Source organism: Maledivibacter halophilus (assembly GCF_900167445.1).
Classification (GTDB): domain Bacteria; phylum Bacillota; class Clostridia; order Peptostreptococcales; family Caminicellaceae; genus Maledivibacter; species Maledivibacter halophilus.
The window spans coordinates 278,521-299,457 of sequence record NZ_FUZT01000002.1 but is presented as its reverse complement, the minus strand read 5'-3'; the positions used below and the strand labels follow the sequence as shown (position 1 = coordinate 299,457).

The window sequence follows — 20,937 nt, the reverse complement described above, 5'->3', positions numbered from 1 at the left end:
TCTAAGATTTAAGGTCATTCTTTGTGGTATTGTTGAGCTTAGAATATTAATTTCTTTCTACAGCCACCTTAGTTCCATGTAACCCTGATTCTGATGGAGTTACTATTAATTTTATAGGCACTCGGTTTTTCAATTCCTCAACGTGGCTTATAATACCAACAGATAGATTTTCTTTATGGAGTCTTTCCAAAGAAGTCATCACTGTATCTAAAAGATGACTGTCAAGGGTTCCAAAGCCTTCGTCGAGGAAAAAAAATTCTATTGAAGAATTTCCTTTAAGTTGTATTTGACTTGAAAGTGAAAGAGCCAATGCAAGGGATGTAAGAAATGTTTCGCCACCGGATAAAGTGTTGCAGTCTCTCCTTACTCCTCCATTAAAATTGTCACATATAACAAAATTGCCATTACTGTCAAGCTCAAGACTGTAACGCTTATTAGTTATATCCATCAGTCTCTTTGAGGCTTCCTTTGCAATATATCTCAAATGATTTGTTGCCACATATTCAACAAATTTATTACCTGATACAAGCTTAAACATTTCACTAAGCATATCATTTATATGCTGTAATTTTTTCATAATTTTGTTTATTTCGCTAACCCTTTTAAAGTTCTTTTCCATCTCGTCAATTTTCTCTTTTTTCTTACCGATTTCCTCAAGTAAAAATCTATGGTTTTCCCTTTTACTATTCATATCTTCTTTAAATTTTAAAAAATCCTCTTCTTTAATTTCAGCCCCATCAAGCTCTTTATTAATTCTGTCAATATTATATTTCACCTTACCAATCTCATCATCAAATTTATTTATTTCTTTTTCCATAGACTCAATTTCTTCACTGGATACTAAAAAACCATTTACTTCCTTGATGCTTTCAAGCTTGTTTTCCTTTAATGCTTCTTTTAATTCTTTTTCAATATTTATCATGGAAGCTTCCAATGACTTATTAGTATCTTCAATACCTACTCTTTTTTCACGTAATTCATTTAAATGTTTTTTTTCATATTCCAATATCTTTCTAAGCTTTTCTTCCTCTTCAATTATATTAGTTTTTTTCTCATTTATCTCCTTTAAAAAGATATCAGGCTTTCTATCACCAATCATTTTTTTTATCTTTAAATTGTATTCATCTATAACTCCACGTTTCTCCTTACCAGCTTCTTCCACCTTACTTCTATTAAGTTTTACTTCATTTAGCTCTTTTTCGATATTCTCTTTTTGAACATCAAATTTTTTAATATTATTTCTCAATTCCTTTAATCCTTCTTCAAGCTTTTCAAGTTCTTCCTCTTTTTTTCTCACTTCCTCCATTGCCTTATCTATATTTTCAATCTTAAGTTTTTCCTTAATCGCTATGTAAGATCCACTAATTTTATTTAGTTTTTCTAATATTTCATCCTTTCTTTTATTTTCCTCATCAAGTCTGTTTTTATCCTTATTTATTCCTTCTATAATTCTAATACTTTGTTTTTCCAAACTTATTTTTTCCTTTTCCTTAATTTCCAAAAGATTTTTCAAGTGATTTTTACTTCTTTCCCAGGCCTTAAGTATTTTCTTTAAATTATCTATTGCATCCATAATATCTTTAATCTCTTCTTTTAGTTTAGATGAGTAATTATCTTTAAGCTTTTCTATACATGAATTAAGCTCTTCTTTTAATTTATCCTCTTCCCTAGTATAATTTTTTATTTCTAGCCCTAATTCATACATGGCCTTCTCAATCTCTTTTTTACTCTCCTCAAAACCATCCTTAATTTTTAAAATCTCTTCTATATTTTTTCCCTCTATGAATTCTGCTTTTTTTGGATGGCTGGTAGAGCCACAAACAGGACAAGGGCTACCATCATTTAAGTGTAAGCTTAAAATTCCTGCTCTATGGGCTTTTTCCAACTCTTTAAGTTCTTGTTTTGCATTTTCAAGCTTTTCTGTATTTAGGCTTAATCTCTCCTTTAGATAGTCAATTTTAATTTGAGTTTCATTCTTATTCTTATAGATAAGTTTTAGCTCTTTTTCCAAAAGCTCTTTCTTATTTTCATTTTTATTAGTCTCCTCCAGCAGTGCCCTTAATCTATGGAGTTCTATTTCTCTATTTAGTATATAATCATTGTCTTTTGGAGGGTTTGATTCTAATTTATTAAGCTGATTTTTTATCTGATTACATCCTTCTTCCTTTATTGACATTTGACTTTCTATTTTATTAAGCTCTTTACTGCTTAACATAATCTTCCTATTTAAATTTTCAATATACTTTAGAGTGTGATTTTGATCCTTTTTCAATTCCTTCAATCTAATATTTAAGTTCCAGCCTTTGGTGAGGATTTCTCTATATTCCGAGGATATTTTAAGTGTCTTAGACTTATTTTCTAATCCTTCAATATTATTATTGTTTTTTGCTATAATTTCCTTTAATTTCTTAAGCTTATTCTCTAATTCTGATATTCTTTTACTGTATTTTGTAAATATGTCTGCAAGCTCCTGTCTTTCCTTTATAAGCTTTTGTACTGCATCATTTAATTCCATTGCATATTTTGCGTTACTTTCCCTTTCTATAAGTAAAGGCAACTCATCATTCTTTTTCTTATATATTTCCTTATATTTTATTTCAGTCAATTCCAATTTTTTATTAATACTATCCAGCTTTGAAAGCAGTTCCTTTAGTATAGATTTATTTTTATTTATATCCTCTACTGTATCATTATACCTATCTAAATAAGGCTTTACATTCTTAGCACTTTTTCCTTTTTCATATCTGTTTCTCATTTTTTCAATTTCAATAGACCTTGAATCTAAGTCCTTTTTTATTTTTAAATAGGAATTTAGTTCACTTTGCAATCCCCATATTTTATTAAGTTCACCATATCTTTTTTCATAGAAATTCAGCTGATTTTTTATTTGACTTTCTTTTTTTTCAATATCCAGAAGCTGTGTTTTAAGCTGCTGGATGTTTTCATCTGTTACTCCTTCATATCTACTTAATTCTCCTGTTAAGAGCTGAAGCTCTTCTTCTTTTTTTCTTTTAAATCTTCTTATTTTATCAACAAGATTTCCACCGTATTTTTCTAATCCTAAAATTCTTTCCAGCATATTTCTTCTGTCTTTCCCCGATAATTTTAAGAACTCACTGAATTTTCCCTGGGGCAAAACCACAGATCTTGTAAAGTCCTGATGATTTAAACCTATAATTTCCTTTATTCTGTCATCTATTTCCGACACTTTATCTATTATTTTTACTGGATTACCTTCTTCATCTAATAGGGCTAGTCTTGCAAAATCCGTATTAATACCGCCACTTTTATTTTTTTTTATGCTTCTTTCGACCTTGTATGTATTTCTACCTTTATTACCCATGGAATCAAATTCATATCCAATATATACCTTATCCATGTCGGTATTTATAAATTCCTTTGTTCCCCTAGCCACTGCATTATACCCATACAAAGCAATGGTTATTGCATCTAATACAGTGGATTTTCCACTGCCTGTTGGTCCAAAAATGCCAAATAATCCACTTTCAATAAGTGTTGAAAAATCTATTGTCTGTTCTTCAATAAAGCTGTTAAGTCCAGATATCTTAAGTGTTTTTGGTTTCATCGTCTTCACCTTCTTCTCCAGCTATCTCAGCAAAAAGTTCCATGAACTCGTCAGTAGGCTCAATTTTAGTTTTGTTAATATAAAATTCTCTAAAAAGTTCCATCATACTTTTTTCTTTAAAGTCTTCGGGATCATCTTCATTTTCTATTTCTTTTATTATTGGAACTATAGATAATATATCGGGTTTTAATTTCTTAATTGTTTTTATTTCCGATTGACCTAAAACCTTATCGGTTTCTATTTCCAGATACGCCCAAACAGATCTTTCCTTATTTTTTTCACATATCTCTACTGCTTCTTCTACTCCCTTACATTTCCATACTTCTATGGGCTTTCTATTCTTTAGTAGAACTTCTTCTACTTTGGTTTCCTTATTTCTATTGACCTGTACTATATAAACACATTTACTGTATCCTATTTCACTCCTGCTATATTGCAGAGGGGAGCCTGAATAATAAGCCTTTATATTACTATTTTTTACTCTCTGAGGTTTATGTAAATGTCCAAGGGCCACATAATGGGCCCTAGCAGGCAGCTTATTTCCATCTACTGTTAGTCCTCCCCCAACCTTGAGTACCCTTTCTGAATCCGATGTTTCTCCCCCTAGAACAAATATATGGCTTGCACAAATATTAATGGTATCTTCCCTATATTTACTGGAAAGTCTATCAAAAATGTCTCCAACCCTATCAGAATAATTTTTTTGAAGTTCTTTATCATCGGATAAATCTCCTAGGGCTTCATTCAGCCTTTGCTCACTAGGATATGGAAGGGTTGAAATTATTACATTTTCATCGTTAATCTTTAATTCAATATGGCCTTTTTCAGCTTCTACAATCTCATGCCTTCCTATTCTTCCTTTTTGTGCCTTACTGTCAGGATTACCAAGAAGTATTACTCCATGCTCATAGGCAAGGGGAGTTGAAGCCGTAAGTCTTTCAGGATTATCATGGTTTCCAGCTATAACAACTACCGGTCTTTCGCCGTTTTTACCCAAAGCCTTTAAGGTTCTATATAAAAGCCTTTCAGCCATAGCAGGAGGATTACTATTATCGTATACATCTCCCGCCACTATAACAAGTTCAACCTGATTTTCATCGGCTATTTGAATTATATCCTCCATAATCTCTTTCTGTTCATCTAATCTGCTTTGATTTTCCAAATATTTTCCTAAATGCCAGTCAGAAGTGTGTAAAATCTTCAATTTATCTTCACCTCTTTATCTATATCGAACAAATAAATATAGCTTTCCTTTACCCTTTTTCTGGTAATCACCTGGAGGGCTTCCCTGTATAATTCCATCTGGACTTTATATCTTCTTAATAATCTTTCAATATTTCCATCAAAAACACTTCCCGTCTTGTAATCTATTAACACAAGATCGTCATCTTCTTCAAAATAGCAGTCAACAATCCCCTGTATGAGCAGCTCTTCTGTGCAATCCTCCAGATCTTCTATTACATCAGCAGCCTTCTTTTTTAAAATAAAGGGAGCTTCCCTGTATATTCTATGGGATTTTAATATTCTTTTTCCTATAGAGCTTTCAAAAAATCTTAGTATCTTTTCCGGATTAACTATCTCGGCTTCTTCATATGTCAAAAGCTCCTTTGTAACCATAATGTCTATTTCTTCCTTTATTTCATTTATACTATTTACTTTTTTCAAGTCCACATGCTGCATTACAAAGTGTATAATAGTACCCGTCTCAGCCTTTGTAAATTTCCTTTTACCTTCTATGAATTTTGGTTTTTTTACTAAAGAAGGTATTTTATACACTATGTCATTCATATTCCTTACCGAAGCCTTCTTTATATCGCTTACAGCAAGCTTCGACGGTATACCTATATCACATTTGTTTGGATATTCCCATCTAAAACGCTCTTCAATAATATCTTTATATTTTGGCTCTATTTCAAGCTGAAATTCCTCAAGCTTTCTTCTATATTCTTTACTGCTTTGAATTTTTTCAGCTTCTTCAAAGAATATTTCTTTTTTATTTATAAGATTAATTGTCCATCTTGATTTTTCGTTACTTTCAATTGAATCCTCATCAAACAAAGCCTTTCCAAGCTGCCTTATAGCTTCACCATCCTTATGCTTTGCCAGAGATGAGCATATCCAATCAAGATATGAACGCCCCTTAACCAGATTGTGAAGGGCTGTACCCCTAAGCCATTTCTTTGATTCCCTTTCCAATTCCTTTACTGAACCAACAAGTATTAATTTATCTATAGCCCTGGTTAGTGCAACATAAAGAATCCTCATTTCCTCCGATAGATTTTCAATCTTCATCTTTCTTCTTATGGCCAATTGGGGAAGTGTTTGATTATATATTCTCTTTTCTATGTCCACAAATTTAGGTCCCAGGCCCAGATCCTTATGAAGTAATATATCCTGCTGTATATCCTTAAGATTGAAGTTTTTTCCCATTCCACTGCATATAACAACGGGAAACTCCAAACCCTTGCTTTTATGGATACTCATAATTCTAACTACATTTTCGTTTTCTCCCAAGGTTTTTGCGCTGCCCATATCGCCTTTACTCTTAGTAAGTCTATCTATAAACCTTAAAAAGAGAAATAAACCGTTTATTGCACTTTTTTCAAATTGACTTGCTCTATCCACTAATATCCTTAGGTTTGCTTGTCTTTGTATTCCTCCTGGCATCGCTCCAACATAGTGATAATATCCTGTTTCCATAAGGAGCTTCCATATGAATTCATCCAGCTTTAGATACCTTGCCTCAACCGACCATCCTTCTAATTTATCTAAAAATTCTTTAAGCTTTAATTTAAGCATATCATCATTGTTTAAAATATAATCCTCTATAGCTTCATAATAGCTTCCTTCCATGTTCCCTAGCCTTATCTTTATTAATTCTTCGATAGTAAAACCGCCTATTAGAGATCTCATAACACCAAGCAGTGGAATATCCTGTCTTTTATTGTCTATTAGTTTAAGAATATCCAGAAACATATTTATCTCAATGGTATCAAAATACCCAGAGTTGTCATCGGCATATACCGGTATCCCTTCTTTAATAAAAACTTCTAAAAATATCGGAGCCCATACTTTAGGTGATCTAAGGAGAATGACTATGTCCTTGTATTCAATATTTCTATATTCCTTTATCTTAGGATTATAGGTCTTTTGTCGAATCAATGCTTTTATTTTATTTACAACAAATCTTGCTTCTGTCTCAACTTTAGACATTTCCTCTAATTCTTCCAAAGTTTCCTCTGAAGAATCCACCATATCTTCTATTATATTTAATTCTATATTGGGATTTGGAATATCTTCAAAGTCCAAGCCCTTATATAAATAGGCATTTTCTGTATAATCTATCTCTCCCAAATTTTTTGACATGATGTTTTTAAATAGATAATTAATTCCTTCTAAAATCTCTACCCTGGTTCTGAAGTTTTGAGATAAGTCTATTCTTTGATTTAAATCTCCATCTTCTCTTTGATAACCTGTATACTTTTCAATAAAAAGTGAAGGGTCCGCCAGTCTAAATCTATATATACTCTGCTTTACATCCCCTACCATAAACAAATTATTTTCCCTTTTTATACGGTTTAGAATTGTTTCCTGTACAATATTGCTATCCTGATATTCATCCACAAAAATATGCTGGAATTTCTTTTTATATTCCCTTTGGACCTCCTGATTTTCTAATATTTTTAAAGCATAGTGCTCTAAATCATTAAAATCCAATATTCCTTTATCGAGTTTTTTTTCACTATATCTATTACCAAATTGTATTATCAACTCACTAAGATATTTCATTGTAGGATACATTGCATTAATTTGATTTAAATACTCATCAAAGCTTTTAACTAAAATCTTTTCTTTTATAGATTTAATATTATCCTTATATTTATTCCTAAGTTCCTTTACTTCATTTTGCAAGTTCTCATCTATCTCCATTTTTCTATTTCCACGAATCGTCTTAAGCTTTGGATAAACTACGTTATTGGCATTTTCATAAAATTTTTCAAGACTTGTGTTAAGACCGCTGATAAGATTTTCTAAAATATTTTTATCTTGTATTAAAGCTTCTTCATATTCCTTAGGTCCATTTATTTTATTACAAAGCTCTATAGCACCTTCTATGAGATCCTTTGACCCCTTTAGTTCAATCTCTATGCTTCCCTTTATAGTTTCTATCCATAGGCTTTTTTCAAATTCTTCCTTTGTCATATTAAATTGTTCTATACTTTCCTTAAGCCATTTTTCAGGATAGGGTTTACTTTGAATAAATCCATAGATTTTAAGGATCAGTTCTCTAAACTTCACATCTTCTCTGTTTCCTCCAAAGCCTTCAACCAGCTCAATAAAATACTCATTTGCTTCTTTGTATTCATCTTCTAAAAGTTCTTCTAAAGTTTCTTCGATCAATATGCTAGTTTCAGTCATATCTCCTATTCTAAAGGATGGGTCTATATCCACTAAATGAAAATTTCTTCTTGCAATATCTATACAAAAGGAGTGTAAAGTAGTTATATATGATCTACCGAGCAAAGTAATTTGCCTTCTCAAATGCTCTTCATACTTTGAGCCATTTTCTATTTCTTTTATTATTGCATCTAGTATTCTTTCCCTCATTTCTCCTGCAGCAGCATTGGTAAAGGTTACTATTAAGAGTTTATTTATATCTATCATATCTTCAGTAATGAGCTTTATTATTCTTTCTACTAAAACTGCTGTTTTACCAGAGCCCGCAGCAGCTGATACTAAAAGGTTTTTGCCCCTTATATTTATGGCTTTTTCCTGTTCCTTAGTCCATTTAGGCATTTTCATCCCCCTTATCCTCAGCTTTTATTTTTCTTAAAACCTCTTCATCCTTTAATTTTTTTATGTTTCTGAATTCGTTATTTTCAAAATTTCTATCAAACTGACAAATTGAATTATACTGACAATAGCTGCAGGAAATATTATTATCGATTTTACATGGCTGTATTTTTATATTCCCCTTCAATATTTCACCTGCTATTTCAATTACAAGATTTCTAACATGTTTTATAAGATGGTAAATATCTGCTTCTTCTATAACAGATGAATTTTTACTGAAGCTTCCATCCTTCTTTAAATTAGCTGGAATAATCAATGAACTTTTTTCTGCCTCTATATCTCTATCCATAGCCTTTGCCACTCTTATATCCTTTGTGACAATACCATCCATTTTGAGCTTTTTCATTATTTCCCTTTCTATGGCTTCTGTATCATCGTCATCGGACTCTATTATGGGATCATCCAGCTTAAAATAAAAGACTCCCCCAGGATGGGCCTCATCAAACCTCAGCTTATCCTTACTTTTAAGTACAGCATCAAGATAAACGATAAGCTGTATTTGAAGTCCATAATATACATCGGATAAGCTAAATTTTTTATTTCCGGATTTGTAGTCAATTATTTTTACATAGCTGCCATCTTCATTTTTCAACATATCCACTCTGTCTATTCTTCCCTCAAGTTTAATTTGGTTCCCATCTGGAAGCTCAATTATAATTGGAGGAATCATACTGAAATCCCCTTCACCAAATTCAACCTCATACAAGGCTGGAGTAAATTCTCCCCTTTTTATATGTTCAGTTAAAGTCCAGGCAGCTCTCTTACTAACTCTTTTCAATTTATTAACAAGATATCTATATCTATAGCTGCTCTCCAATATATTATATCCAAAATTTGGAGCCAGTTCTTCTACAATTTTTTCAACAATTTCTTCGCATTTCTCTTTATCTATATCCTTCCATTTTAAATTTTCCATGGATAGCTTTTTTGCAAAATTCTCCATAGAATCATGGAATAGCCTTCCTATATCGGGATTACTGATTTTATATTCTTTTCTCTCCTTTGGATTTAGTCCATAGCCTATAAAATGGGCAAAGGGACAGTTAACAAATTTTTCAAGTCTTGATATACTTGATTTTAGTGGAATACTGTACAAACTTTTCGCCTTTTCTTCACCTATGTAATCCTCCTGATTATTATGGAAAAGCCCTTCTATCATCATATTCCGTCTATCATCCCACTTTCTATTGTTATAATACCAATAATAAACTTCATCCCAAAGCTCCAAAGTAGGATTATCGTCTATTTTAAGCCTTAAATTTTCTATTAAATATTTAAATGTAGGCCCCGGCATAGAAACTAAATTTAGTTGCCTTTTTTTATCTAATTCAATACTTCCCTTAACTATATCACTTTCTGTTTGCAATCTTGGGTAAATTTTTCTTATTTTTTCAATTAATATAGAAGGTCTTAAGGCCTTTCCCTCTGGGTCCGATAGTGCATAGCTTATCCAAAGATATTCCGACGGCTTTGACAAACTAGTATAGATCGAAAACTCCTCTTCCTTTAGTTTTGTTTCATTATCAGATAATAATGGTATCCCTTTTTCTTTAACCAATATTTTTTCTTCATCCAGCAAAAGTCCATCATCATTTTGACCAGAAGGTAGAATTCCATCGTTTACTCCCACAAGGAAAAGTGCTTTTATATTATGGCTTCTTGATCTATCAAGGTTTCCAACCAATACCTGATCAATTGTTGGAGGTATAATACCTACTTTATATTGGGAAAAACCAGCTTCAAGAATTCTTTTATACTCTCCTACATTCACCTTTGTATCCCCTAGTATTTCAACTAGTTGATTTAAAACTTCCATAACAGTATTCCATATTTGTGTATATTCATTTACATATTCAAGTTTTCCCTTTTCCTTTAAAACTTCTATCCATATATCAAGTTTTTCTTCAACCTCTAAAATAGACAAAAACTCAAATAAATAATTACTGAACTCAGAAATTGTTTTTCTGCCCTTTAGCTTCTCCTTTATATCTATAAATGGAGTTATAAATTTCTTTCGAATTTCATTTATCTGAGAAAGTTCTTCAGGCTCTTCTCCCTGGTACTGAAAATCATTCAACCATTTACTTCCTTCAATACCAGCTTTTAAAACAAAGTTTTCTAATCTTTCTCCTTCATTCTTATTTAAAGCACAAAATCCCGTTTTTATGAATCTAAAAACATCATCATATTTATAATTTCTACTCAATATGTCCAAGGATGATAATATTAACTTTATTATTGGATTATTCATTATGCTTCTTTTTTCATCTATAAAAAAGGGAATCTCATATTCACTAAAAACCCTCTTTATAGTAAGTCCATAGGTCTCCATGTCTCCATTTACCAGTGCAATATCCTTCCATCTGTATTTGTTATCCCTTACTAATGAAACAATTTTGCATGCAACATTTTCAATCTCTGTATACTGATTTGTGCCGGAAAACATTTCAATATTCTCTACAGCTTTGCCGTATTTATTATAGGGAAATGCATAAATTTGCTTTTCCAGGTGTTTAAGCTCTGAAGGTTTATTTTGCTCTATCTCTAAAACCGTTTGGGTTTCCTTAATATTATGTCTATATGCTATTTCTCTAATTTTTTTAAAGGTTTCGTTGGTTGGACCAAATAAATTTTTATCCTTAGCCCCATCATTGGTATTCCTGGTTAAAGCTATATTGACTTTTTGGCACTTTAAAATTAGTTTTTCTAAAACCCTATATTCCTGGGATGTAAAACCGCTAAATCCATCCAGCCAAATCTCCGCTTTATCTAAAAATCTAGTCTCATCTATCTTATCTATAAGCATACTAATTTTATCTTCTTCATCGGTATACCTTCCATCCATATATTCATTAAATTTGCCATACATAAATCCAATATCCTTAAGCTTCCTAGTAAGCATATTTTCTTCCTCGAAGGATTCCAATACTTCCTTAATTACTTCAGGATATATGTCATTTCTCTTCAGTTCAGTAATTAAAGCACAAAAATTTTCTAAAAAGCCTTCCTTTCTACTGGCCTTTGTATAGACTTCAAGCTCCTTTGAATGATTATCAAAAAGCCTTTTTAAAACCATTATTTTTCCAAGTTCATTTATATCTATTTTCTTAAGTCCACCAACTTCATCAAAGACTTTATAGGCAAGTCTTTCAAAGCTAATAACCTCTACCCTCATTATTCCAGGAAGTTCATTTGACTTTATAAGATCGAATTCTGTTTGAAGGGTAAACTGCTCAGGTACTAATAACAAAAGTTTATGCTGACCTCCCTGCTTCAATTTATACTTTATCTCTTCAAAAATTCTCCTTGTTTTTCCACTTCCTGCTCTGCCAAATATATATCTAATTATCATAATATCACCCCATTAACAAAGCAGTCTAACGACGCTTTGTAGTTCTAAGTTCCAAGTTCTAAGGATTTGGGTCATTCTTTTAGACATCATTTAATAAAAACACATGAAAACTTATCCCTAGCAACAATTCAACATACAACATGGAACATCTTTTCCTATTTACGATTATATACAATTTCTATATTTATTCTACTAAATCCTTTATGGTATTTGATGAAATTTTTTCTTTTATTCAGTGAATAGGACATTGATTCCCTACTAAAACTAATTTATGGAACTGTTAAACCTATATTATTCAAACTTCTTTTTGTTTTCTTGTCGAAATTTATATAAAAATTAATTTATATTCTTGTTTATATTTGATAAAATTATTGATAAGATAATAGTGTGTAAATCTATACATATGTAATTTAAAATACTAAATAAAGGGAGTGTTTTAATGAATCTGGATTCAATCAAAGGACAAGACCCAGAAGTTTATGAAAGTATTAAATTGGAAATGGACCGTCAATCAAATAAAATCGAAATGATAGCTTCAGAAAACTTCACCAGCAAGGCCGTAATGGAAGCTATGGGTTCCCAACTCACCAATAAATATGCTGAAGGATATCCTAATAAAAGATATTATGGCGGCTGTGAATATGTAGATATTGCCGAAAATCTAGCTCGAAATAGACTAAAAGATTTATTTGGAGCAGAGCATGCAAATGTACAACCCCACTCAGGCTCTCAGGCTAATATGGCGGTTTATTTTGCTTTCTTAGAACCTGGTGATAAAATCTTAGGTATGAATCTCTCCCATGGTGGACATTTAACCCATGGCAGCCCAGTAAACTTCTCTGGAAAGCTCTATGAAGTGATTTCTTACGGTGTTAATGATGAGGGATATATTGATTATGATGAATTAAGAAAAATAGCTTTAAAGGAAAAACCCAAAATGATTGTTGCAGGTGCAAGTGCCTATGCTAGAACAATTGACTTTAAAAGATTTAGAGAAATTTGTGATGAAGTAGATGCATATTTAATGGTTGATATGGCCCATATTGCGGGACTAATTGCCGCTGATCTTCATCCAAATCCAGTACCTTATGCAGACTTTGTTACTACTACTACTCATAAGACCCTCAGAGGCCCTAGGGGTGGAGCTATTTTGTGTAAAGAGCAATACGCAAAAGCTATTGATAAGAGTATTTTCCCAGGAATTCAAGGCGGTCCCCTAATGCATATTATAGCTGCAAAGGCCGTTTGCTTTAAAGAAGCAATGTCTAAAGAATTTAAGGAATATCAAAAGAAAGTTATTGAAAACGCAAAAGTCTTAAGTAAAGCTCTTGAAGATAGAGGTTTCAATATAGTTTCCGGTGGAACTGATAATCATCTCCTTTTAATAGACCTTAGAAATAAAAACATAACCGGGAAAAAAGCAGAACATCTATTGGATGAAATAGGAATAACAGCAAATAAAAATACTGTACCAAATGAAACTGAAAGTCCTTTCATTACAAGTGGTATAAGAATTGGTACTCCTGCCACTACAACTAGAGGTTTTGGTAAGGAAGAAATGATAGAAATAGCTGATATTATTAACTGGACTATAGAAAATAGAGACAAGGACTTGACTCAAGCCAAAAAAAGAGTTAAAGCTCTTTGTGATAAATTCCCATTATATGAATAAGAGCTGATTAGCTGAAAAACCCCCGATAAAAATTGGGGGTTTTTATTAAATACTGGGTTTGGGTAACGATATTAATACCTTTGTCCCTTTACCCATTTCACTTTCTATATTAAATTCTCCACCATGAAGATTGATTATTTCATTGCTTATTGCTAATCCAAGTCCACTTCCAGACTTGTTTTGATTTACTTTATAAAATTTTTGGCATACCTTTGTGATTTCTTCTTTAGAAATGCCTATTCCATAATCTTCTATTTCAATATTAATACAATCATTTTTCTCGTAAATTCTTGTAAAAACACTTTTACCATTTTGAGAAAATTTTATTGCATTATCTAGTATATTTATAAAAACCTGTTTAAGTCGGTTTTTATCAGCTAAAATTTCTGATATTGTACTATCACATACATATTTAATATCAATTTTTTTATTTTTTGCCCTTGATTCAAGTATATATATCACTTCTTCAAATTCCTTTTTTATATTTGTATTATCAAGTTGAAGAACTATCTTTCCACTTTCAAGCTTAGAAAAATCCAATAATTCCTCAACCATCTTGGTCAATCTATTTGCTTCTTTAATAATTATTTTTATTCCCTGTTCCGTTTCAGATTGATCTTTAAATTCTCCTGTTAGAATTGTTTCTCCCCATCCTTTTATGGATGTAAGAGGTGTTCTAAGTTCATGGGAAATAGAGGAAATGAATTCATTTTTTAATTTCTGCACCTTGTCTATTTCTCCTGCCATGTAATTAATTGTCTCAGCCAGCTGTCCAATCTCATCATTATATTGTTTTTCTATCCTCTCACCCAATTGTCCCTTTGCTATTTTTTTAGATACATTTGTAATCTCATTAATAGGATTAATTATGGATCTACTAAAGGCCAAACTCAAAATAAAGACAAAGAATACGATAATTAATATTATAATCAAAGAAAATAATATCCATTGTTGTATTATTGAATCAGCTATATCAAGTGTAGTAATATATCTGATAATTCCTAGGATACTGCCACTTTGTGTTTTTAATGGAGCAGAAACAGCCATAATTTTTTCATCTGTATTTTTATTCTTACCTACCCAAGAAAATATTTCTCCACCTATGGCATTTTTATAATCTTTGGTTTTTACTTTCTCTCCTATATTAAAGCCACTGGAGCTATATATAATACTTCCATTTACATCTATAATTTGAAGTTCTGCATTTTCTTCAAAGGAAAAATTATTAACTATTTCCTTTACATCCCTATCAAAGGAATAATATCCCCCATTAATATATTTACTATAAAAACCTCCGATAAGTGATGCTCTATTCTTTAAACTTTGCTCAATATTATTATAATAGTAGTTTCTAATCAAAATTATGAACATACCTTCAAAAAGAAATAGTATGATTAAAATTATGACTATGTAATTCTTAAACAGTCTTTTTTTTATGCCCTTCAATTTAATCTTCCCTTCTCCATCTATAACCATAACCCCATACAGTCTCTATAAATATTGGATCAGAAGGCTGATCCTCTATTTTTTGTCTGAGCCTTCTTATATTTACATCTACTGTCTTTTCATTTCCAAAATAATTTTCTCCCCAAACTTCATCTAAGATGAAATTTCTACTTAAAGCTTTATTACCGTTTTCAATAAACAGTTTCATAATTAGATATTCTATTTTTGTTAACTCTACTGGTTCACCATTTTTATAAAGCATCCGTTCAGTTAAATCCATTCTAAAGGGAGGTGATAATAGCTCTTTTGTTGAAGCATTTTCCTTTATTAGATCAACTCTTCTGCTTAAAGCATCTATTCTTGCAACCAATTCACTGGGACTAAAGGGTTTTACAACATAATCATCGGCTCCCGTTGTAAGTCCATTTATTTTATCTACCTCCTGGGTTTTTGCAGTAAGCATGATAATTCCCATTGCTTTGTTCTTTTCTCTTATTTTTTTACAAACCTCAAACCCATCTATACCCGGGAGCATTACATCTAATACCGCTATATCTATATCATTATTATTAGATATTATATCCAGAGCTTCTTCTCCTGTTCCAGCCTCTATAACTCTATATCCTGCCCTTTTAAGATTGATAGTAATAAATGCTCTTATATCCTTTTCATCATCCATAACTAATATTTGTTTCATATGCATACCTCCAATCTTAGTACATCAAAAACATCTTGAATTCCTTCAAGATGTTTTTGAATTATTAATAAATCTTTTATTCAAATTTAATTAAGCCTTGAAGCTATTTATATTAGTCTATTTATCTATAATATTAAAATTGGCTTTTACTTCTTCTATATCCAATATCATTTCACTTACTGTAGAATTTTCTGTATTCTCTTCTAATATTCCTATATATATTTTATCAGCTTTGTTTCCAAGCTTAAAGTAATTTAAGTTTTTATCTTCATACTCTTTTTGTTTTTCTTCCCATTTATTGTTATTTATTGCTTCTATTGTTAATAAGGGATGTTTTTCTTCATTCTCTTCATCATAATAGTTAAACCGTATCCATTGTTCTTCTTTATATAAATTAGGATCAGAACCATCTATGGCAATATTGACTCCCCACTTTTCTGGAAAATCAAAATAAAATCCTAAACTATAATCGAAAAAGCTCTGACTTTTATAAATTAATTCCTTATTTCCATCCCAATTATGCCACGTGGTTATCCATGGAGTACCAGCCATAGAACCATCCCCTGAAGCAATTGGAGCTCTCAAAAGAGCTATTTCTATAATACCATCATTGTCAACGTCCTGGGATTCAGTAAAATATGCCCTAAAGGTTTTATCTGAAAATTCTTTCTCATCATCCCAAAATACATTTTTCAATTTTCCATTTTCCATGATTAATAATTCTGTTTTACATGAATGGGCTCCAACGCCTTCATCAACAAAGACACCTACTTTATTCTCTGTTGCTTTCCCAACTACTATATGCCCATAATTAGTATATGCTTCCATTTTAGTTTCATCTATTTTCCTTATTTGACTTTTATTATATTTATAGAGTTCGGCCTTGGCTTTTCCTTCTTCTCTATCAGATTTTAGAAGAACAAGCTCATCTATCCTATCTTCATCAAGGTCTCCAGATGCAAAAGCAGAATAGAAATTATTGAATATTTCTTTTACTTCTCCATCTTTATAGTCATATACGCTTAATCCTTTATCAGCAAAAAACCCTTCTCCCTTGTAACCAATAATGGCTTCTAAGGTCCCGTCTCCTGTAATATCCCCAAACTTAACAATATCAAAATCATTTCCTATTCCCTTTATTCCGTCTATTATATTCCACTTTTCCTTTTTATCAAGAATCAATGTTCTAAGAGGCATACTATCATTTTCTAAAATATAAAAAACTAAAATCTCCTCTTCCTTATCTTCATCCAAATTAACAAACTGTATTGCACTGGTGTTTTCTCCATTCATTGGCATCTTCAATTCAGCATCGGGCTCCAAGATATCCTTTAGAATATTCTTTACTTCTTCCTGGCTTATAGATAATTTAGGGGGCTTCATCATCTTTTCCACCGAGCCATCAATTGCACAGCCTCCAAATAAACTTATTGTAAGTATTGATATCAAAATCATAATCTTTTTTCTCAATTTAACCACCTCTGCTATAGATATTTTCTTTAACTCCTAAATTTGCAAATAAGCCTATTTCTCTTTATATTATATTATAAATTATATCTAATAAAAAATAGTTCCAAAAGTATTACAATGATATTACATAAAAAACGCCTCCTTAAGGAGGCGTTTTGTCAGTCAATATAAGATTTCTTTAGATTAATAGATGCCATAACTATCATTAAAATTAATATTCCAAGAAACCATCCTATAATTCTTGTAGATATATCAATGAAAAATTCTAATGGAAGCATTTGTATTAGAACATCGGTTTTAGGATTTAAAAGCCACAGATCATTATTAAAGAATATTTTATGGAAATATGTGAAATATTTATTAAAATCTATCTTCACTAATATATATAATATTATGGCAAATATATTTGGAACTATTCCCGCAAACAAGATAGACTGCCATATGTCCTTTTTTCTTCTTTTAGAAACTAAAATAATGATTAAAGCAGTAATTAGAGAAATGGCTAAACTTATGTTTCTTAACCTATGGCTTTTAATAAATAGATCCCTTACATCTATCATATGTTGTTTCTCCCGTTGACCAAATACTTCTCTAATTTCACCATTAATTGAAGCCTCCATGTTTAAATCCTTTTCATTTCCTTTTAGATATGATATTAGCTTTTCAGTAACATTGCTTAAATCTTGCCTGCTCATACCTGTAATATTTTCAATATTATATTTTTCAAACTTCTGCATATAGAAATCCTTATTATAGGAATAATATTGTAAAATAGTCAATAGTATAGCTAAAGGTAAAAATATTATAATTATTGTTTTTGATATATTAATCATAACTTCTCTTTTATTCATATATAATTACTCCTAATCCTTTTTAGCAATCTTATTTTTATCATTTTTTCTAAATTGAGAAACTTGCATAATTAACATTATTAATTTTAAAATACAATATGCAGATAACTAACCTGACTCTCTCTACTACATTTTGTATTTTAAAATTCTTTACATGTATTATGCAATTTTCTCAATTATATAATATAGTAGTATGAATTTCTATATATTTTGTATTTTTTACTTTTGTAAAATTATTTATATTAAATTTAATACAAAAAATGAGGACTTAAAGGGGAAGCCTCACTATAAACTCAGATCCCCTTCCTTCCTCACTTTTAACTTTAATCTTGCCTCCAAACGCAATCACTATATGTTTTACTATTGCAAGGCCCAAACCAGTTCCCCCAACTTTCCTTGATCTAGCCTTATCAACCCTATAGAATCTTTCAAAAAGTCTTGGAATATCTTTTTTGGGGATACCTATTCCTGTATCCTTAACATTTATAAAAATATTATTTTCTCTTTCATAAACTAAAACCTTTACTTCTCCACCACCTGGAGTGTATTTAATTGCATTCTCCACCAGATTTAACAGTAATTGCTTAAACCAATCTCTGCTTCCATAAATATAGGGTAAATTTTCTTTCATCTCATATGAATATTTAATATTCTTTTGTTTTGCAAGCTCTTTGGCCATATCACTTATTTCAACTATAACATCCTTTACTGATATCTCTACTTTCTGTTTAAAACTTATACCATTGCTTTCAATGTCTGAAAGGGTAAGCAAATCCTCTATTAATCTTGTCAGTCTTTCCGTTTCTATTTCAATTATATTTAAAAACCTGTCCCTTACCTTGTCATTATCAATAGCTCCACCCTTTAAGGTTTCAATAAAGCCCATGATTGACGTTAATGGTGTTTTTAATTCATGGGATACATTAGCCACAAAATCTGTTCTCATCTTTTCTAATTTTCTCACTTCTGTAACATCTACTATTAATATTAATGTACCAATAATCCTATTTGGGTCTTCATTTAACTTAATAATATTCTTATATATCTTTATTGTTCTTGGTTTTGGATCCTTTAATTTAACTTCTACTTTACTGGATGTAGTTTTTTCCAATATTTCTTCCAATTGATATTTTAAATTTGAATCATCTAAAAGATTAAGAATATTGTGTCCAAGAACATCTTCTAAGTTAATATTAAAAAACTTTTTGGCCTGTGAATTAATAAGTATAACTTTCTTATATTTATCTACTGCGATAAGACCTTCCTTCATACTTCCTATTATTGATTGAAGCTTAGTATTTTTATCATGAAGTTCAGATATATTTGCATTAATTGTACTGGACATGAAATTAAAAGTATCAGCCAATATTTTTATTTCATCAGTACTCTTCACCCTTACTTTACTGTCAAAATCACCATTGGCTATTTTTCCTGCAATATTTGTTATTTCTTTTATAGGTTCTGTTATATGTTTTAAATATCTATACCCCAAGGGTATGGCAATAACTACTCCAATTATTACTGCAATAAGAATATTTCTCATAAGTCCAATATTTATTTTGTTTATTTCATTAAGGGGATATGCAAGTCTTGTAACACCATAGATTATTCCACCCTTTTTCATAGGCACTGCCACATACAAATAATCCACTTCAACCGTACTGCTAAATCTTTCGCTTTTCCCTATTTCTCCACTTAATGCCTTTTGAACCTCTTCTCTATATAAATGATTTTCTATTTCCTTTAGGTCTTCTTTTTCCACTTCTGAATCACCAATAACTTTACCGTATCTATCAATAAAGGTTACACGAGCATTAATCTGATCAGATACCTTATTGGAAAAACTTGAAAAATCAACCTCAGAAAAAACTTTATAGTTTAATTTATCTTCTACTAAACTATTTATAAGGTTTCCATTAGTTATTAACATGTTTTCAATATTATTTAAATAACTTATTCTTATAAAACTTAGAGAAATAAGCCCTGTAAGTATTGTTCCCATCAACAATAAAATTGCATAAGTTATAAAAATTTTCTTTTTCATTTAACCACCTATTTCATCTTATATCCTACACCTCTTACAGTTTCTATAAATGTTCCATTATTGTCATCAATCTTTTTTCTTAAATGTCTAATATGCACATCTACCGTCCTAGTATCACCAAAGTATTCATATCCCCATATTTTATCTAAAATTACATCTCTAGATAAAACTTTCCCTCTATTTTGAGCAAGTATTTTTAATAGCTCAAATTCCTTTAAGGTCAGTTCTAATAGTATATCGTCTTTTCTAACCTCATGCTTTTCAATATCTATAGTTACCTTTTCTACTTTAATGGTATTACTATCTTTACTTTCCGTATCTTTAATTCTCCTCATAACAGCATTAATTCTAGCTAATAGCTCTCTTATACTAAAAGGCTTGGTCATATAATCATCTGCACCAATGTTAAGTCCTTTAATTTTATCGTTTTCTTCTCCTTTAGCCGTAAGCATAATTATGGGAAGATTTCTATTTTCTGAGTTTCTTATTCTTTTACAAACTTCAATACCATCTATTCCAGGAAGCATTAAGTCAAGTATCATTAGATCAATATTGCCCTTACTAGCTATTCTTACTGCTTCTTCTCCATTATCACAGGTTACAACATTGAATCCTTTGCTTTCAAGATTGAATTGTATTAATTCTAATATATGCTGCTCATCGTCAACCACTAAAATTTTTCTTTCATCCATAACTACTCTCCTTTAGATTTTTAAATTAATATAACCAACTCTTAAGCATTATAAAATTTAGATATGCTTTTCCTTATTTATACTAAAAATGCCTTAAACCACTTACCAATGATTAAAAGGCGTCTTTATCTTGGCTTTAAAATAAATCAGATTGTGAAATTACGATTTTAAACTATCCCAATATCATTGTATTTTTATATTGTTAATTTTAAGTTTAATAAATGTTAAATTTACGTTAAGTTTATTGTATATAGATATTCCAGTAAAATAGTT

General features: G+C 30.7%; 11 protein-coding genes. 1 reads left to right on the top strand and 10 read right to left on the bottom strand.

Annotated features, from left to right (window positions below; genetic code table 11):
- Positions 1 to 46: 46 nt before the first annotated feature.
- From B5X81_RS05280 to addB, 4 genes are read right to left on the bottom strand one after another with little or no spacing between them, the layout of a single operon-like run.
- Complete coding sequence (locus tag B5X81_RS05280; RefSeq protein ID WP_079489927.1) at positions 47 to 3,586, bottom strand: AAA family ATPase; 3,540 nt, start codon at positions 3,584 to 3,586, stop codon at positions 47 to 49.
- Positions 3,567 to 4,790, bottom strand: a complete 1,224-nt coding sequence (locus B5X81_RS05275; RefSeq protein WP_079489926.1) for an exonuclease SbcCD subunit D — start codon at positions 4,788 to 4,790, stop codon at positions 3,567 to 3,569. Before B5X81_RS05275 ends, B5X81_RS05280 begins: the two co-directional genes overlap by 20 nt.
- Positions 4,787 to 8,383 (bottom strand): helicase-exonuclease AddAB subunit AddA, encoded by a 3,597-nt coding sequence (addA, locus tag B5X81_RS05270; protein ID WP_079489925.1) that lies wholly within the window; start codon positions 8,381 to 8,383, stop codon positions 4,787 to 4,789. Before addA ends, B5X81_RS05275 begins: the two co-directional genes overlap by 4 nt.
- Positions 8,376 to 11,792: a helicase-exonuclease AddAB subunit AddB gene (gene addB / locus B5X81_RS05265; RefSeq protein ID WP_079489924.1), complete on the bottom strand. Its 3,417-nt coding sequence runs from the start codon at positions 11,790 to 11,792 to the stop codon at positions 8,376 to 8,378. The genes addA and addB overlap by 8 nt, the downstream gene beginning before the upstream one ends.
- Before the next feature lie 439 nt (positions 11,793 to 12,231).
- Here addB and glyA point away from each other — a divergent pair, with 439 nt between their 5' ends.
- Positions 12,232 to 13,464, top strand: a complete 1,233-nt coding sequence (gene glyA / locus B5X81_RS05260; RefSeq protein ID WP_079489923.1) for a serine hydroxymethyltransferase — start codon at positions 12,232 to 12,234, stop codon at positions 13,462 to 13,464.
- 45 nt (positions 13,465 to 13,509) lie between these two features.
- Here glyA and B5X81_RS05255 read toward each other — a convergent pair whose 3' ends face one another.
- From B5X81_RS05255 to B5X81_RS05230, 6 genes are all read right to left on the bottom strand, one after another.
- Positions 13,510 to 14,910: a sensor histidine kinase gene (locus B5X81_RS05255; RefSeq protein WP_079490181.1), complete on the bottom strand. Its 1,401-nt coding sequence runs from the start codon at positions 14,908 to 14,910 to the stop codon at positions 13,510 to 13,512.
- 1 nt (position 14,911) lies between these two features.
- Positions 14,912 to 15,607, bottom strand: coding sequence for a response regulator transcription factor (locus B5X81_RS05250; protein ID WP_079489922.1), 696 nt, complete (start codon positions 15,605 to 15,607; stop codon positions 14,912 to 14,914).
- A 117-nt stretch (positions 15,608 to 15,724) separates the two neighbouring features.
- Positions 15,725 to 17,077, bottom strand: coding sequence for a hypothetical protein (locus tag B5X81_RS05245; RefSeq protein WP_079489921.1), 1,353 nt, complete (start codon positions 17,075 to 17,077; stop codon positions 15,725 to 15,727).
- A gap of 158 nt (positions 17,078 to 17,235) precedes the next feature.
- Positions 17,236 to 17,928: a TIGR01906 family membrane protein gene (locus tag B5X81_RS05240; protein WP_079489920.1), complete on the bottom strand. Its 693-nt coding sequence runs from the start codon at positions 17,926 to 17,928 to the stop codon at positions 17,236 to 17,238.
- Between the two features lie 268 nt (positions 17,929 to 18,196).
- Positions 18,197 to 19,972 carry a two-component system histidine kinase PnpS gene (gene pnpS / locus B5X81_RS05235; RefSeq protein WP_079489919.1) on the bottom strand — a complete coding sequence of 592 codons (1,776 nt, stop codon included), beginning with the start codon at positions 19,970 to 19,972 and terminating at the stop codon, positions 18,197 to 18,199.
- Between the two features lie 8 nt (positions 19,973 to 19,980).
- Positions 19,981 to 20,664 carry a response regulator transcription factor gene (locus B5X81_RS05230; protein WP_079489918.1) on the bottom strand — a complete coding sequence of 228 codons (684 nt, stop codon included), beginning with the start codon at positions 20,662 to 20,664 and terminating at the stop codon, positions 19,981 to 19,983.
- Positions 20,665 to 20,937: the final 273 nt, after the last annotated feature.

Coding starts and splice junctions, on each gene's coding strand:
- glyA (WP_079489923.1), top strand. CDS start 12,232: ATGAATCTGGATTCAATCAAAGGACAAGACCCAGAAGTTTATGAAAGT.
- addA (WP_079489925.1), bottom strand. CDS start 8,383: ATGCCTAAATGGACTAAGGAACAGGAAAAAGCCATAAATATAAGGGGC.
- B5X81_RS05230 (WP_079489918.1), bottom strand. CDS start 20,664: ATGGATGAAAGAAAAATTTTAGTGGTTGACGATGAGCAGCATATATTA.
- B5X81_RS05240 (WP_079489920.1), bottom strand. CDS start 17,928: ATGAATAAAAGAGAAGTTATGATTAATATATCAAAAACAATAATTATA.
- B5X81_RS05280 (WP_079489927.1), bottom strand. CDS start 3,586: ATGAAACCAAAAACACTTAAGATATCTGGACTTAACAGCTTTATTGAA.
- B5X81_RS05250 (WP_079489922.1), bottom strand. CDS start 15,607: ATGAAACAAATATTAGTTATGGATGATGAAAAGGATATAAGAGCATTT.
- pnpS (WP_079489919.1), bottom strand. CDS start 19,972: ATGAAAAAGAAAATTTTTATAACTTATGCAATTTTATTGTTGATGGGA.
- addB (WP_079489924.1), bottom strand. CDS start 11,792: ATGATAATTAGATATATATTTGGCAGAGCAGGAAGTGGAAAAACAAGG.